Genomic DNA, 15,330 nt, shown 5'->3' on the forward strand with positions numbered 1-15,330 from the left:
CCGCCGCCAGGCGATGGCCGACCAACCGCTCACATGGCCGTCAGAGGGATGCGGGCCTGGACGTTGAGCCCCAGGGGGTCGAAGTCGAAGTTCACCTCCGCCCCGATCTGTTCGCGAAGGACGCGCTGAAGCAGCTTGCTTCCGAAGCCCTGCACGCGCTGCGGCTGGACGGCCGGACCTCCACGTTCCCGCCATTGCCAGACCATGACGGGCGACGGCCCACTGCACTGCCAATCCACGCTGATCCGGCCGGCGGGTGTGGACAGCGCGCCGTATTTGGCCGCATTGGTCGTCAGTTCGTGGATCGCCATGCCCAGCGGAACGGCAATTTCGGAAGCCAGTTCGATACCGGGGCCGGACAGCGCCACCCGCTCGCGCTCTGCATAGGGTGCGAGTTCCGCCTCGATCAGTTCACGGAAGCTGACGCGCTGCCGGTCGCTGGCCGTCAGGAGGGTGTGGGTGCGGGCCAACGAGGCGATCCGGGCCGAGAAGGCCTCCTGGAACTGGGCTACGGTTCCTGACGCCCGTGCCGTCGATCCCATGACGGCTTGGACCGTCGCCAACGTGTTCTTGACGCGGTGGTGGAGTTCCCGGATCAGCAGTTGCTGCTGATCGCCCGCGCGCTTCTCCTCGTCGATGTCTTCGGTCGTTCCGTACCAGGCGATCACCCCGCCGCGGTCGTCGCGGCGCGGATAGGCTCGCGATCGCATCCACCGGTATGCGCCCGATTTCATGCGGATCCGATGCTCGATATCGTAGGGCATCCCGGTGGCGCAGGACGTGGCCCAGGCCAGGATCGAGGATTCCAGATCCTCCGGGTGGACCGCTTCGCCCCAATTGGCTCCGAGTCCGTCGTTTCCCGTCCAGTCGCTCCAGCGCGTCGCGACACGGTCCAACTGGCCGTCCGGTCGCGCGGTCCAGGTCACCTGCGGGTTCAGTTCGACCGTATGCCGGTAGTGATCCTCGCTCTCCTTCAGGGCAAGTGCGCCGACCACGATCTCGTCGAGCAGGCGACGCGCCTCGTACTGGCGGCGGCGGCTCCGGATAGCGGATGCCACGAGGCTGACCAGGGTCACCGGGTGGAACGGACGCTCCACCAGCGTGACGTTGCCGAGCGCGACCTCCAGGCGCGAAGCGGCCGCCGCGCGCTCCGCTCCACCGCCGTGCCTGGTGAGGACCACGAAGGGGAAGTCCGACCACGCCGGCTGCGCGTCCAGCCAGGCCGCCAGCGGCGCGAGGTCGGCATCCTTCAGCACTTCTTCCGCGATGACGGCCGCCCCGGCACCCGCCTCGATGGACGCGACGGCATCGCGCAGCCCGGACTGGATCTCGACGACGTAGCCGGCCGGTTTCAGAAGCGCCGCGGCGATCTCCGCGTCTCGGCCGAACGGCGCGAGCACGAGAACGCGTTCCGAGTTGGTGACGTCGGTCCTCACGAAGCCCCGTCCGTCAAGAGGGCATCCGGTTCACCCGCAAAGCTCGGCACGCCTCTCAGGATGCCTTGGAACCCCTCGATCACCGGGCCGATCCTCAGACCGGACGTTTCGATCTTGTACTCCCTGATGGTGTTCTCGTGCGTGCCCAGGCGCTTCTTCATCACGGAGATCGCGCGGCGGACTTTGCCGAGCGCCTCGAAATAGCGCAGCAGGATCACGGTATCGGCCAGATAGGTGATGTCGATCGGCGTCTTCATGTCGCCGACAAGACCATGCTGGGCGACCGTCAGGAAGGTCGAAGCACCCCGCCGGTTCAGATACTGCAGCAATTCATGCATGTGGAGGATCAGCAGCCGCTCGTCGGGCATCGCGGCCTGGTAGCCGTTGAGGCTGTCGATGACGACGCACTTGGCATCGCGGGAGTCCACCCCGGCGCGAACGGCATGGGCGAACTCGCCCGGCGACATCTCGGCCGCGTCGATCTGCTGGAGATGAAGCTGACCGCTGCTCTCTGCGGCATCGACGTCGATGCCGAGCTCGGCCATCCGCTTGCGGAGCTGGGCGAGTTCCTCGTCGAAGATGAAGACTGCCGCCCGCTCGCCTCGGTCCAACGCAGCCTTCGTGAAGAGCAGGGCAAGCAAGCTCTTGCCGGTTCCGGCCGGACCCAGCACGAGCGTGCCGGATCCCTGGTCGATGCCGCCGCCCAGCAATTCGTTGAGCTCCGGGCTGCCACTCTTCAGGCGTTCGCGCGGCGCCAGAGTGCGGTGCTCGCCGGCGACGAGACGCGGGTAGACCACCACGCCCCCGTGCTTGATCGAAAAATCGTGGTAGCCGCCCCGGTAGGACGATCCCCGGTACTTGAGTACCCTCAGTCGGCGTCTTTCGGCGCCGTATTCGGGCGCCAGCTGCTCCAGCTTGATCACGCAGTGGGTCAGGCTGTGCATGGTCCGGTCGTGACCCTCGGAGGTCAGGTCGTCGAGGAGGATGACCGTGGTGTCGAAGCGTGCGAAATGGTGCTTCAGGGCGAGGACCTGCCGGCGGTAGCGCAGCGAACTCTGCGCCAGCAGCCGGATCTCGGACAGGCTGTCGATGACCACCCGCGACGGCCGCAGCCGCTCGATCACGGCGATGATGTCCTTCGCGGTCTCCCCGAGTTCCAGATCGGAGGAGTAAAGCAGCGACTGCTGGTTCTCCTCGTTGAGCAGGGACTCCGGCGGGACGAGTTCGTGAACAGCGACCCGGTCGTCGATGACCCAACCATGGGAGGCCGCGCCCTCGCGTATCTCCTGTTCGGTTTCCGAGAGCGTGATGTAGAGAACCTTTTCGCCAGCCTGTGCGCCGGCGAGAGCGAACTGCATCGCGACGGTGGTCTTGCCCGCCCCTGGTTCCCCCTCGATGAGGAAGAGATGGCCGCGGGAGAAACCGCCGCCGAGGACGTTGTCCAGGCCGCCTATTCCGGTCGAAGCCAATTCCCTGGTCATCGAGGTCGATTTCCCGTGCAGTTGCAGCTTTCCTGTAGAACATTTGGAACGGGATTTCGTTTCTCGACGCGGGTCGGCACGATGCCGAGCCGCTACGAAGGGGCGGTCGTTTCGTAGCCTTGTTTCCGGACGAGATCTCGCCCGCCTCGCTTCAGGTCGGGGTTTCGTGCAGCATGACCGTGCCCGGACCGGGCTTGGAGGATGGGCGAGCATGTCGTTTCAAGGAAGAACCGTTCTCGTCACCGGCGCCGGCAAGGGCATCGGACGGGCGACCGCGCTGCATCTGGCCAGTCTCGGGGCACGGATCGTGGCCCTGACGCGCAGCCCCGCAGACCTGGACGACCTCGCCGGTCGGATCGATTGCACGCCGGTTGCCGTCGATCTCGCCGATGCTGAGGCGACCCGGGACGCGGTGCGGAGCGCGCTTCCGGTCGACTTCGTCGTCAACAACGCCGGTACGACGTCGCTCGAGTCCGTGCTGGATGTCTCGTCGGAGACGTTCGACCACATCCACGCCGTCAACACCCGTGCGCCGCTGATAGTCGCTCAGGAGTATGCGCGAGACCGCATCGCCAGAGGCCTGACCGGCGCGATCGTCAACGTCTCTTCGATCGCCTCGACGGTGGGGTTCCGCGATCATGCCGCCTATTGCGCCTCCAAGGGTGCCCTCGACGCGCTGACACGGGTGATGGCCAACGAACTCGGATCAAGGGGGATCCGCGTCAACGCGGTGAACCCCGTGGTGACGCTCACTCCCATGGCCGTGAAGGCCTGGAGCGATCCGGAGAAGGCAGGTGGCATGCTGGCGCGCATACCGCTCGGCCGGTTCGTCGAGCCCGACGAAGTAGCCGCCGTGATCGCCTTTCTGCTTTCGGATGCCGCAGCGATGGTGAACGGGGTCGCCCTTCCGGTCGACGGCGGCTTCCTGGCCGTGTGAAACAGAGCCCGAGGGCGGCAGAGACGGCAGCATCGGGACCGCGATGTCCCCCTGTGCACGACCGGTGCGCGCGACGCCCTGTCCCCTGCTCCTTTGCTGACACCCTCGATCGGACCGGCTAGTGTGCGACGATGACGGTCTACTCGGTCCGGCACATCACCACCTACCACTATTCCCGTCCGGTGAGCTTCGGCGAGCATCGGATTCTGTTCCGGCCGCGCGACAGCTTCGACCAGCATCTCCTCGGCTCCACCCTGCAGGTCAGTCCGGAGCCGAGCGAGATCAGGTGGATCCACGACGTTTTCGGAAACTGCATCACCCGCGTCTCCATTCCGGGCACCTCCAGCATCCTCCGGTTCGAGACGACCATCCGGCTCGACCACACCCCGCTCCAGGTGCCGAATTTTCGGATCGACGAGGACGCCCGGACCTATCCGATCGCCTACACGGAAGACGACAGGGCCGACTTCGGCCGGGCAGCGGACCGCCACTATCCAGATCAGGTGGACGAGGTCGGCCAGTGGGCGCGGCGCTTCCTGCGGGTGGGTCGGCCCACGGAAACCGGGGCCTTGCTGATGACGCTCTGCTTTGCGATCCGCGAAAGCTTCGTCTACGCCCGGCGAACGGAGGCGGGCACCCAGCCGCCGGACGTCACGCTGCGGCTGCGCCGCGGAACGTGCCGGGATTTCGCCCTGTTGATGATGGAGGCCGTTCGATCGCTCGGCTTCGCTGCACGGTTTGTTACGGGCTACATCTATGTGCCGGACCGCGACGGGTCCGTGACGCTCGGGGGTGGCTCCACCCACGCGTGGTGCCAGATCTACCTTCCGGGATCGGGCTGGGTCGAGTTCGACCCGACCAACGGGATTGTCGGCAACCAGGACCTGATCCGGGTCGCTGTTGCGCGGGACCCGCGGCAGGCCATCCCGCTGACCGGGAGCTTCCACGGCTACGCTTCCGACGATCTCGGAATGAGCGTCCAGGTGAACGTCACGACGGAGAAGTCGGGGGAAGAGCGCCGGCTCGATGGAACGGATCGTGCAAGGTCTCGTTGAAGCTGCGCGACCGATCCGCGACACACGCGTACGGCCACGGATTGGAGCGACCATGAAGATACGTGCCGGCTATTCCCTGAGCTACCAGTGCCCCCAGCCGACGCCAATGCTGCTCGTGCTCAACATCCACCCGTCCAGGCGCGTGGATCTTCTCACGGACCAGGTGCTCGTCTTCGACCCGCCGTTGCAGGCCTGGGACTATGTCGACGGGTTCGGCAACACCTGCACGCGCATCGTTGCGCCGGCCGGGATCACCACCATCTCCACCGCGTTCGAGATCTACGACAGCGGACAGCCCGACATCATCCAGCGCGACGCGGTCCAGCACGACGTCAAGGACCTCCCGGACGAGGTGCTCGTCTACCTGCTGGGTAGCCGTTATTGCGACACGGATCGGCTGAGCGAGTTCGCGTGGCAGACCTTTTCCTCGACACCGCCAGGCTGGGCACGCGTGCAGGCGATCTGCGACTTCGTGCATGGGCACATCGCGTTCAACTACCAGAATGCAAACCCGCTGCGGACGGCGTTCGACGGGTTCAACGACCGGACGGGCGTCTGCCGCGATTTCGCGCACCTGGCCATAACGCTCTGCCGGTGCATGAACATCCCGGCGAGATACTGCACGGGTTACCTCGGCGACATCGGCGTTCCGGCGGTCCCGGATCCGATGGATTTCAGCGCGTGGTTCCAGGTCTATCTCGGCGGGCACTGGTACACGTTCGATGCCCGACACAACAAGCCGCGCATCGGCCGTATCCTGATGGCAACGGGCCGGGACGCGACGGATGTCGCGCTCTCCACCAACTTCGGCCCCTCGCAGCTGGTCAAGTTCGAGGTGGTGACGGAGGAGGTTCTCGCCTGACGGCATAGTCGGACCGGTCGTCGACGCCGCCGGGGGCGACCCGCGGTCAGTCCACGTCCTCCAAAGCGGCTTCCTCCGCCGGGATCGCCGGGCCGCTCAGCCCGAAGCGCGCGGCGATATCAGGTGCATAGGTGAGAAGGTCGGACCGGAGCCGGAGGAGGGACAAGTCCTTGGCCTTCGCCTCCAGCATGACGTCGAAAACGAGCCCGTCGACCTGGCGCATGAAGGCGATGAACTCGAACGGCTGGCAAAAGTCGGCATGGTTGGTCCAGACCGGCGCGGCGAGACTGGTCTCCGCTTTCCCGGTCTTCGGATTCTTTCGCTTGATCTCGCGCAGCTCCGTACGCGGCGAGGAGAAGTGAACCTTCGGCCGAACCGTCTCCGGCCAGGTCCGCAGCATGGCCTCCACGGTCGGACGCATCGCCAAACCATCCCGGTTCAGGCAGTGGAAGTGCTGGTGGTCGAAGATCAGCGGCACGCCGGTGCGTTCGTGGATCCAGAGCGTGTCCGATGCATCGAACCGCAGGTCATCATGCTCGAGCGTCAGGCGACGTCTGACGAGGTCAGGCAGGACGTCCCAGGTTCGCACCCACGCCTCGCGCGACAGCAGCCGATCGCCGTAGACGCCGCCGACATGGATGACGAGGACGGCCTCTGGTCCGAGTTCCATGAGGTCGAGCATCTCGGCCTGTGACCGGAGATCCCAGACACTCTTGGCGACGAGCGTCTCGTCGGGGCTGTTCAGCACTACGAACTGCGAGGGATGGAAGGACAATCGGATGTCCCGCTGCCGGGCCTTGGCCCCGACGGCGCGGAGTTCCGCTTCGCACTCGCGGACCATGCTGTGGAACTGCGGCATGTCAGGGTGTGTGGCGTAGGGGGCGAGATCCGATGACATCCGATACATCGAGATCCCGTTGTCCGTGAGATGGTCGAGGATCGCGTCCAGGTAGACGAGCGACTGGCGCAGATGCGGGTTCTGAGCCCAGCGGCGGGTGTCGTTCGACTTCAGGTCCGGGTTTCCCATCACCTTTACCGGGAAGCCCAGCCGCAAAGGTCCGTTCATCTCATCATCCATCGTGTTGGAACCCCAAAAACCTAACGCGCGCGACCGGATATGGTTTGGCGGAGGTCGGGCGGGCAAGTTCGCCAGAACGCCCGGCCACGAGCTTGCGCCATTCGAACGTCCTTACGATGGACGCCTCCGGGCAGATCAGACGCGCTGCCCGAGCGGGCAGGAGGTCTCCGGTTCGGACACCGCCGAGGCCGCTTTGCCTTGACAGCGACAATTGTGGAGTCTTTCATTCCACTTTATAGAGGCGGCCGTCGTCCCGCAGGCTGGCAGGTCCCGACGTCAACGCCGGATCGGACAATTCGGGGTGCGACACGATCGGAATCGGGGCTGCGAGGGGTCGTCCCTCGACCAGATGAGGAATGGGGAATGGGTGACATGCCGGTTACGATCAGTGCTGCCGCGGTGGCATCGGATCTGGTTCCAGGCGCCGCTCCTGCATCCCTGGCGCAGTCTGCGGCCGCCGCGCATTCACACGGTTCCTCGGCCTACGCCATGTTCCTGCAGGCCGACGTGGTGGTGAAGGCTGTGATGCTGGGTCTGCTGGCCGCGTCCCTCGTCACCTGGACCGTTTGGATCGCCAAGTCGCTGCAACTTGCCCGCTGGCGTCGGCGCCTCAGGCGGGACATCGGCGCGCTGGCGGGCTGCCGGAGCCTTGTCGAGGCAGCGACGACATTCGGCTTCGGCGAGGGCGTCGTGTCACGGATGATCCAGGCCACAGCGCAGGAAACCCGGATCTCGGAGCATGCGACGGGCAGCCTTAAGGAGCGTGTCGCCTCACACCTGGATCGCATCGAGACGGCGAACGGGCGCTCGACGATGGCTGGAACCGGCATCCTCGCAACCATCGGATCCACCGCACCCTTCGTGGGGCTGTTCGGCACCGTGTGGGGCATCATGAACGCGTTCGTCGGGATTTCGAAGGCGCAGACCACCAACCTCGCGGTGGTGGCGCCGGGCATCGCCGAAGCTCTACTGGCGACGGCCTTTGGCCTCGTCGCGGCGATCCCGGCGGTGGTGATCTACAACGGTCTCTCCCGTTCGATCGCCGGCTACCGCGTGCTGGTGGGCGACGCCGCTGCCGAAGTCCAGCGCCTCGTATCCCGCGACCTCGACCGTCACCGGGTCTCCGCAGCTTCGGCAGCGGCGGAATAGCGGAATAGGAGAAGCGCAATGGCAGCCAGACCCCGGGGCGGCGACGATCTCGTCGAGATGCACGAGATCAACGTGACACCTTTCATCGACGTCATGCTGGTGCTGCTCATCATCTTCATGGTGGCGGCGCCCCTCTCCACCGTGGAGGTGCCCGTGGATCTGCCGGGGTCCACGGCTTTGCCCGCGCCACGGCCGGAGAGGCCGATCTACCTCTCGATCAGCAAGGATCTGACGCTGGCCCTCGGTGACGAGACGCTGCCGCGCGGAGCCCTTCCGACCGCGCTTGATGCCGCAACCGGCGGTGACCGTGAGGAGCGGATCTTTCTGCGGGCCGACGCCGGCGTCGCCTATGGCGATCTCACCGACGTGATGAATGCGCTCCGCGCTGCCGGGTATCACAAGGTGGCACTGGTCGGACTGGAACTCACACCAGGCGCCGGCGCCACCGTCACCGCGCCAGCGATAGTCCCGTCCGGCCCGGTCCGGGGTCGCGCACCGTGAGGACCGACACCCTGGTTTTCGATCCGAGGAGGACGAGCCCGTTCGCCGGCTTGCCGGTTGTCGGCGGAGGGCCGCAGCGACGCGACCGGTCGCCCGAGCCCTGGTCGGTGGCGCTCGCCCTCGCCATGACGATCCATGCCGGCGTGATCCTGCCGGCGGTGTTCGGCGCGAACCCCGTAATCCCGACGCCGGCAGGGCCGGAGGCGCTGGTGATGATCGATCTGCCGGCCGAACTCGCACTGCCGCCTGATGAAAGCGTCGAGAGCGTCGCCGCGCCCGATGTACCTGCGGTTCGGATCGCCGAACAACAGCCGGCCGACCCGTTCGAGCGAGAGGCTCCTGGTCCCGCCGTGATCGACCCGTCGCCCCGCCCCGAGGTGGTGGAGGAAGCCTCGTCGATGGCAGAGACGTCGGTGCCGACCGAGGCGGTGGAGCCGGCCAGGAGCGTGCAGAGGGCGCCTGCCCCTGCGCCGGTCGAAGACGCGGCGCCGGTCGGGCCCGCGGACCCTCCGCCACCGGAGATCGCTTCGTCGATTGCCGCCGAGCCGAAGGCGGCGCAGGTGGCGGAACAGGGTGTGCCACCCCTTCCGCCCCGCCGGCCGAAGGCGGCCGAACCGTCTGTCTCGCTTAAGCAGAAGCCGGCGATGCCGCCGCGCGAGACGCAGGTGGCGACCGATCCGCGCAAGCGGCAACCGCCCGTCGCGTCCGCCGGACAGCAGGCCAGCCAGGCCGCCTCGGGCGCCGGTCGGACCGACCCCGACGCGCTTTCCCGTTTTTTGGCTTCGGTGCGCGCCGACATCATGCGCCAGCGGCGTGGTCTGCACGGGTCGGGGCGCGGCCGGCATGCGGTCGTCCGGTTCCGGATTGCGGCGTCGGGGGAGATCGCCGATATCGCGGTGGTGCGCAGTTCGGGGGCATCGGTGCTCGACGAGGCGGCGGTGGCCCTGGTGCGGCGCGCGAGTCCGGTACCGCCGATTCCTGCGGATCTTGGACGAGAGGCGATCAACGCGACCCTGCCGATCCGATTTGACTGAGCCGGCATCGGACGAGGGTCGTCACCGCCCCTTCAATCGCCCATCGGCGTTCATGGCGCGGCAGGTTGGCATCGCTGTCGGTATCGCCGAGATGGCCGATGGAGCCGTGGTCCGGATGCGGTCAGGTCGGCGACCCGAACGCGGAGGCGGCCAGCGAGACTGCAAGCGCGAGCATGACGATCCCGACGGCGAAATCGAGGGCGCGCCAGACGGAGGGACGGTTGAACAGAGGCTGCAGGTGGCGGGCACCGAATCCGAGCAGGGTGAACCAGGCGAAGCTCGCGAGGGCGGCGCCCGCGACGAAGACCGGTCGATCCTCCAAGGGCTGCGCCGTACCGGCCGCCCCCATCAGCAGAACGGTGTCGAGGTAGACGTGGGGATTGAAGAAGGTGAAGCCGGCGGTGACGGCCAAGGCGCGTCCCAGCGACTGCCCCTCCGAGGCCATCGGCGTGACGGTTTCCGTCGTCGAGGCTCGGCGAAGGGCAACCAGCCCGTAGCAGCCAAGGAACACCGCACCGCCGAGGGCGAGGGCTGTCGCCATTTGTGGCGCACCGGCAAGGAATGCCCCCACGCCGCTCACGCCGAGGGTGATCAGGAGTGCGTCGGAGGCACCACAGAAGAGCACGACGGGTCCGACATGTTCGCGGCGGAGCCCCTGGCGGAGCACGAAGAGGTTCTGGGCGCCGATGGCCATGATGAGGGCGGCGGAGAGGGCAAAGCCTGTCGTGAACGGTGCGATCAGATCGGTCATGCGACCTGCATGAGGCCGAGCAGCAAACAAGAGAAGCTTGTTCTTCTGAACCGAATGAAGCAAAACTTCATCGATGATCGACTATCCGGCCTTGGCGGCCGTGGCCGCCATCCTTCGAGAGGGAAGCTTCGAGCGCGCCGCCGGTGCCCTCCGGATCACACCGTCCGCGATTTCACAGCGGGTTCGCGGACTTGAGGAGAGACTTGGTGCGATCCTGATCGTCCGGGGCCAGCCCTGCCGGCCGACCGACCTCGGCCGCGCCCTGGTGGCTCATTTCGATAGGGTGCAGATGCTGGAGGCGGACCTGGCCCCGGTCTTCGGCCACATGCCGGACGAGGGCATGCCGCCCCTGACCCTCAAGGTCGCGGTCAATGCCGACAGCCTTGCCACCTGGTTTCCCGCGGCCCTTGCCGATTTCGGCGTCACGACGAACCTCGCCATTCACCTGACGCTGGATGACGAGGGACATACCGCAGAGCGCCTTCGCAGCGGCGAGGTGCTGGCCGCCGTCACTGCCGATCCCGGGGCCGTGCAAGGCTGTCGAACCGTTCCCCTCGGTGTTTTGCGCTATGCGGCCTGCGCCAGCCCCGGTTTCGTAGCCCGTCATTTCCCCGGCGGGGTGACGGCCGATGCGCTCACCAAGGCCCCGCAGCTGAGGTTCGACAACCGGGACATGCTCCAGGCGCGGTGGATGGCGGCATTCCATGGGACGGAGCAGGCCGGTCCCGTTCATCGGGTGCCGTCCACCCACGCCTTCCTGGATCTCGCGCTGGCCGGGCTGGCGTGGGGCATGCAACCCCTCGCCCTCGCCGCCCCGCACATCGATGCAGGCCACCTGGTTGAACTCCCGCCGGGGCGACGGCTGGACATCGACCTCTACTGGACCGTCTCCCGCCTCCCCGTCTCATCGCTTCGAGACCTGACGCGGGCTGTGCGAGCCGCCGGACGAAGCCGGCTGATGCAGCCGCCGGGAAACAGACCTCAGCCCTGACTGCGCGCCTTGCGAGCCTGATAGCGGGCGTCACGCTGCGCCTTTCGGGCGGCGTCGTCTTCCACGACACGCACCGCGCGATCCCGGTCGGCTCGCCGGCGGGCATCCTCGGCCGCCTGTGCTGCAGCGAGCTCCGCCGCTTCCGCGGCAAGGCGGGCCTCGTTGCGGGCCTGCTCGGCTGCAAGGGCTTCGGCCCGGCGCTCGTCCTCTTCGGCCTGACGCTTGGCAAGGCGCTCGTTTCGGGCGTCCGCGATCGCTTTGCGTTCGGCAGCCCTGGCTACGACGTCGGCGTCGTCCGACGGCTTGCGGCTCTTGAAGCGCTCCAGGAGCGCAGCCTTGGCCGCTTCGGCCGTCTTGCGACGCTCGGCGAGATCATCGACCTTCTTCATCAAACAGTTTGTCCTTGTGCGTGAAAGAGATGCAGCCACTCGAATGCCGACCGACCCTGGTCTCGAACAACGTCGAGAATGGCTCGGTGTTCCGGCGCGGCTCGTGGCCGCGACAGCTCCATGAGCGTCGTCCTGGCGTGAATCCTGAGGTGTATGTAGTGGACGGCCGGCCAACAGTCCACCGCCGGATGGTAGAAGGGCTGGGAAGGTCGAGGTCCCGCGGGCGCGTCTCGTGGTAGAAAAGCCTCTGCGGCGGGCGGCAACGCTTCGCGTATCGCGTCCGGAACAGCCGTGTCCGACCCGAGGTCTTCATCGTGGAAACGCCTTCACCTATCGAATTCTGGTTCGATTTCTCGTCGGGCTACGCCTATTTCGCGTCGCTCGGCGCGGAAGCGTTGGGCGAAAGGGTCGGGCGCCGCGTTCTCTGGCGGCCCTATATGCTCGGAGCCGCGTTCGAAGTCACCGGATCGCAAAATCTGTCCTCCACGCCTCTGAAGAAGGACTACGCCTGGAAGGACTGGAAAAGGATCGCTTCATCGCTTCGGGTGCCCTTCGATCCCCCGTCCAGTCATCCGGCGACAGCGCTGGCGGCGACCCGGGCGTTCTATTGGATCGAGGAGCGCGCGCCCGACCGGGCCTCCGTCTTCGCGGCTTCGGTCTTCCGGGTCTACTACACCGGCCTCCTCGACACGGCCTCGCCGGAAGCGGTCGCCGTCCATGCGGAGGCTACGGTCGGCGTCCGGGCGGGTGACGTTCTGCTCGGGATTGCGGACCCGAACCTGAAGATTCGCGTTCGGGAGAAGTCCGATGAGGCTCTCTCGAAAGGGGTGTTCGGCTCCCCCTTCTTCATTGTCGACGAAGAGCCCTTCTGGGGCTGGGACCGGATGGGGATGATGGAGCGATGGATCTCGGCCGGGGGGTGGTGACCCGACGCCCGGATCGTGCCCGGCCTGCCGCGCCGCCCCCGTCAGTCCCTGGAAGATGCCCGGTCACCCCCCCGACGGTCAGTAGGGGCGACCGTCCTTATGCGTAAAGATCCACCCGTCCGGGCCAAGCCGTGCCTGGAGATCGTCCGCAGGATAACTGCCCTCGTCGCCCGGGGTGCGGTCACCGATCTCCAGGTAGACGACATCGGTTTCCGACCGGTTGACGATGTGATGGGCAACGCCCCCGGCCGGGAAGCCGGCACACATCCCCGGAGCCAGGAGGGCTTCTCCCACGTCGGTGACGAGGGTTGGAAAACCCTCCAGGATCAGGACGAACTCGTCCTGACGGCTGTGCCGGTGCATCAGGGCGGACTGGCTTCCCGGCGCCAGGCGGGTGAGGTTCACCCCGAAATTCCGCAAGCCGAAGAGATCGCCGAGCGGCCGCTTCTCCCGCCCGACCATGCGGCTGGCGAAAGGCTCGGGATAGTGGCTGGGCCTTGCGCGCACCGGAGCGGAGGCCGCCGCGATCGCCAATGGCCGCTTTTCGTCAATGTCGCCCATGTCTGGCTCCTGGGTGGATCATTCCGACGCCGGCGGTCCGTCCGGCTCGTGGCAGCAGATGCAGAGCTTGTTGCCGTCGGGGTCGCGGAGGTAGGCTCCGTAGTAATCGGCATGATACCAGGGCCTCAGTCCGGGACCGCCTTCATCCGAACCGCCGCTGGCCAGGGCCGCGGCATAGGCGCGGTCGACGACGGCCCGTGTCGGCGCGCGCAGTGCAACCATGTGGCCGTTGCCGGGGCTGGGATCGCGACCGTCGTAAGGCCGGCCGACCAGGAAGAGCGGCCGGTCGCAGCCGGGCTGCCTGAAACCGAACCAGCCCCGGTCGAAATCGACGAATTTCGTTTCCAGGCCGATCTCCCCGAGCACGGATCGATAGAACGCGAGGGCGCGAGAAAGGTCCGAGACCCCGACATGGATGTGCGAGAACATCTCCTCGTCCTTTCTATGGGGCCTCGACGACGTCCCGCAGTCATGTGCGTCATTCGCGGTTACTCGGCCCGGCCATAGGTCGCCGTGAGAGACGCCCGACCGAGTGCGGACGTGTTGGCGAAGAAGCCGACGAGCGCTGCCGAGGCGGTCTCGTCCAGCGGCAAGACAGCCTCCGGCATCGCAAAGACCGTGAAGATGTAGCGGTGCGACCTGCCCGGGGGCGGGCATGCCCCCGAATAGGCATTCAGACTGAGGTCGTTTCTCGCCTGAATCGAACCTTCGGGCAATCGACCGCCGCCGATCTGGCCGGCCCCCTCGGGGAGAAAAGTCGCCGAAGCCGGGATGTTGAAGACAGACCAGTGCCAGAATCCGGACCCTGTCGGGGCGTCGGGGTCGTAGGCCGACACGACAAAGCTTGCCGTGCCTTTCGGCGCGCCCGTCCAGGCCAGGGCGGGCGACCGGTTCGCGCCGTCACACCCGAACCCGGCCAGCACCTGATCGGGCTCGAGTATCCCGCTTTCGACATCGGAAGAGAAAAGGCGCATCTGAGCAGAAGCAGGCTGGGCGAACAGCGCGAGCGCAACGAACGCGGTGACATGTGTGAGGCGGTCGGACAATTGAATTCTCCTTTGGTCCGCCCACTCCTACCGGGATGCACCGCCTCCGTTGGAGCCGGTTCGATCAATCGCGACGCCGATCCGATCAATCCTGCCCCTGATCGCCGAAGGCGGGATTCCGAACCTCGCCCGGAACCGCGCGGCGAAACGCGAGGGGCAGCCGTAGCCCACCTCGAGCGCGATCCGACCGACCGGCAAGGTCGTGGTCTGGAGCAGGCCCAGCGCACGCGTCATGCGCAGATCGGAGAGGATTTCATTGAATGCTGTGCCCTCGGCGGCAAGACGCCTCCGCAAAGTCGCTTCGCTCATCGCCAGTGCACGCGCCGCGTCCGGTCCGGTCCATTCCGCTGCGATTTCGCGGGCAAGCAGTGCACGAAGACGCGATACCACGCCCTGAGCCTTGGGCGTAGGCGCTCCCAATCCCTCTCGTGCAAGCCACAGCAGCACCTCGCCGACTTTGTGCTCCCGGATGTCCGCCGGCACCAGCGGATCCTCGCAGGCGCTGGCCGCTCGTTCGAAGGCGGCCGCCGCCCGGTCGTCGGACGCGACCCGTTCGAAGCTTCCGGCCGGCAGCCGCCCTGCGTCGAGAACGAGGGCGCTTGCCAGATAGACACCGGACGTCGCCGGTATGTTTTCGATCGTCAGCGGTTCGTCCGCAGGCAGCAGGGCAAGTTGACCCTGGTTCACGACGACCAGCGATCTGCCTCTCAGGATCCGCTTCTGCCCTCGGCGCACGAGGATGATTCCCGGCCGCTCACTGGCGATCTCACGGAAGGTCGCCCGGGTCGCTTGGCGGACAAGAAGATGGGTCGAATGCAGATCCATTCGTGCGGATACCCTGCTCGAGGATGTCCAGGATACCGCTTCGCGGAAGCATCAGATAGCCGGGTGGCGTCTACCGCGTGTCCGACGGACCCCGGCTGCAGATCGGCGCTATCGCACACCGTCCGGCACGAGGTTGTCACCCATGTGTCCGGAACGAACAGAGGACGAGTGGTGCCGCAGAAGGGACTCGAACCCCCGACCCCATCATTACGAATGACGTGCTCTACCAGCTGAGCTACTGCGGCATCTCTGTCGCTTTCCCCGGGGAAAGCGGCGGTCCCGGGCGGTTCCGTCCGGAACGAGTGGGC

Annotated in this window: 17 protein-coding genes and 1 tRNA gene; 8 read left to right on the top strand and 10 right to left on the bottom strand. The window is 66.7% G+C overall.

Annotated features, from left to right (window positions below; genetic code table 11):
• Positions 1-29: 29 nt before the first annotated feature.
• Together HZ321_RS21710 and HZ321_RS15975 are read right to left on the bottom strand one after the other, a co-directional pair.
• Entirely contained in the window at positions 30-1,436 is a 1,407-nt protein-coding gene (locus tag HZ321_RS21710; protein ID WP_181703383.1) for an HWE histidine kinase domain-containing protein, read from the bottom strand.
• Entirely contained in the window at positions 1,433-2,917 is a 1,485-nt protein-coding gene (locus HZ321_RS15975; protein ID WP_181703384.1) for an ATPase domain-containing protein, read from the bottom strand. Before HZ321_RS15975 ends, HZ321_RS21710 begins: the two co-directional genes overlap by 4 nt.
• Before the next feature lie 211 nt (positions 2,918-3,128).
• Between HZ321_RS15975 and HZ321_RS15980 the strand changes: the two genes are divergently transcribed.
• From HZ321_RS15980 to HZ321_RS15990, 3 genes are all read left to right on the top strand, one after another.
• Positions 3,129-3,854 (top strand): SDR family oxidoreductase, encoded by a 726-nt coding sequence (locus tag HZ321_RS15980; protein ID WP_181703385.1) that lies wholly within the window; start codon positions 3,129-3,131, stop codon positions 3,852-3,854.
• 131 nt (positions 3,855-3,985) lie between these two features.
• Positions 3,986-4,909, top strand: coding sequence for a transglutaminase family protein (locus tag HZ321_RS15985; protein WP_181703386.1), 924 nt, complete (start codon positions 3,986-3,988; stop codon positions 4,907-4,909).
• A gap of 52 nt (positions 4,910-4,961) precedes the next feature.
• Positions 4,962-5,771, top strand: coding sequence for a transglutaminase-like domain-containing protein (locus HZ321_RS15990; RefSeq protein ID WP_181703387.1), 810 nt, complete (start codon positions 4,962-4,964; stop codon positions 5,769-5,771).
• A 46-nt stretch (positions 5,772-5,817) separates the two neighbouring features.
• On the opposite strand, the gene uvsE is transcribed toward HZ321_RS15990, so the two are convergent.
• The gene (gene uvsE / locus HZ321_RS15995; protein ID WP_181703388.1) at positions 5,818-6,837 is read right to left on the bottom strand and encodes a UV DNA damage repair endonuclease UvsE; all 1,020 of its coding nucleotides are present in this window, start codon (positions 6,835-6,837) and stop codon (positions 5,818-5,820) included.
• A 156-nt stretch (positions 6,838-6,993) separates the two neighbouring features.
• On the opposite strand from uvsE, the gene exbB reads away from it, so the two are divergent.
• From exbB to HZ321_RS21950, 3 genes are all read left to right on the top strand, one after another.
• Positions 6,994-7,998 carry a tonB-system energizer ExbB gene (exbB, locus tag HZ321_RS16000; RefSeq protein WP_483295041.1) on the top strand — a complete coding sequence of 335 codons (1,005 nt, stop codon included), beginning with the start codon at positions 6,994-6,996 and terminating at the stop codon, positions 7,996-7,998.
• Between the two features lie 18 nt (positions 7,999-8,016).
• Positions 8,017-8,499: a TonB system transport protein ExbD gene (gene exbD / locus HZ321_RS16005; protein ID WP_181703390.1), complete on the top strand. Its 483-nt coding sequence runs from the start codon at positions 8,017-8,019 to the stop codon at positions 8,497-8,499.
• 107 nt (positions 8,500-8,606) lie between these two features.
• A complete protein-coding gene (locus HZ321_RS21950) occupies positions 8,607-9,533 on the top strand; it encodes a TonB family protein (RefSeq protein ID WP_181703391.1) in 927 nt (308 codons plus the stop codon).
• A 121-nt stretch (positions 9,534-9,654) separates the two neighbouring features.
• On the opposite strand, the gene HZ321_RS16015 is transcribed toward HZ321_RS21950, so the two are convergent.
• Positions 9,655-10,284, bottom strand: a complete 630-nt coding sequence (locus HZ321_RS16015) for a LysE/ArgO family amino acid transporter (RefSeq protein ID WP_181703392.1) — start codon at positions 10,282-10,284, stop codon at positions 9,655-9,657.
• A 73-nt stretch (positions 10,285-10,357) separates the two neighbouring features.
• Here HZ321_RS16015 and HZ321_RS16020 point away from each other — a divergent pair, with 73 nt between their 5' ends.
• Positions 10,358-11,275 carry a LysR family transcriptional regulator ArgP gene (locus HZ321_RS16020; RefSeq protein WP_181703393.1) on the top strand — a complete coding sequence of 306 codons (918 nt, stop codon included), beginning with the start codon at positions 10,358-10,360 and terminating at the stop codon, positions 11,273-11,275.
• Here HZ321_RS16020 and HZ321_RS16025 read toward each other — a convergent pair.
• A complete protein-coding gene (locus HZ321_RS16025; protein WP_181703394.1) occupies positions 11,266-11,664 on the bottom strand; it encodes a DUF6481 family protein in 399 nt (132 codons plus the stop codon). The two genes, HZ321_RS16020 and HZ321_RS16025, sit on opposite strands and share 10 nt — an antisense overlap.
• Before the next feature lie 314 nt (positions 11,665-11,978).
• Between HZ321_RS16025 and HZ321_RS16030 the strand changes: the two genes are divergently transcribed.
• A complete protein-coding gene (locus HZ321_RS16030; RefSeq protein WP_181703395.1) occupies positions 11,979-12,590 on the top strand; it encodes a DsbA family protein in 612 nt (203 codons plus the stop codon).
• A gap of 78 nt (positions 12,591-12,668) precedes the next feature.
• Here the strand turns inward: HZ321_RS16030 and HZ321_RS16035 are convergent, their stop codons facing one another.
• From HZ321_RS16035 to HZ321_RS16055, 5 genes are all read right to left on the bottom strand, one after another.
• Positions 12,669-13,151, bottom strand: a complete 483-nt coding sequence (locus HZ321_RS16035) for a cupin domain-containing protein (RefSeq protein WP_181703396.1) — start codon at positions 13,149-13,151, stop codon at positions 12,669-12,671.
• 18 nt (positions 13,152-13,169) lie between these two features.
• Positions 13,170-13,580 carry a VOC family protein gene (locus HZ321_RS16040; RefSeq protein ID WP_181703397.1) on the bottom strand — a complete coding sequence of 137 codons (411 nt, stop codon included), beginning with the start codon at positions 13,578-13,580 and terminating at the stop codon, positions 13,170-13,172.
• Positions 13,581-13,639: 59 nt separating this feature from the next.
• Positions 13,640-14,125, bottom strand: a complete 486-nt coding sequence (locus HZ321_RS16045; RefSeq protein ID WP_181703521.1) for a YbhB/YbcL family Raf kinase inhibitor-like protein — start codon at positions 14,123-14,125, stop codon at positions 13,640-13,642.
• Between the two features lie 99 nt (positions 14,126-14,224).
• On the bottom strand, positions 14,225-15,022 hold the full coding sequence (locus HZ321_RS16050; RefSeq protein WP_181703398.1) for a helix-turn-helix transcriptional regulator: 798 nt from the start codon (positions 15,020-15,022) through the stop codon (positions 14,225-14,227).
• A gap of 169 nt (positions 15,023-15,191) precedes the next feature.
• Positions 15,192-15,267, bottom strand: a tRNA-Thr gene (locus HZ321_RS16055).
• Positions 15,268-15,330 lie beyond the last annotated feature (63 nt).

The organism is Chthonobacter albigriseus (assembly GCF_013839445.1).
GTDB lineage: Bacteria > Pseudomonadota > Alphaproteobacteria > Rhizobiales > Pleomorphomonadaceae > Chthonobacter > Chthonobacter albigriseus.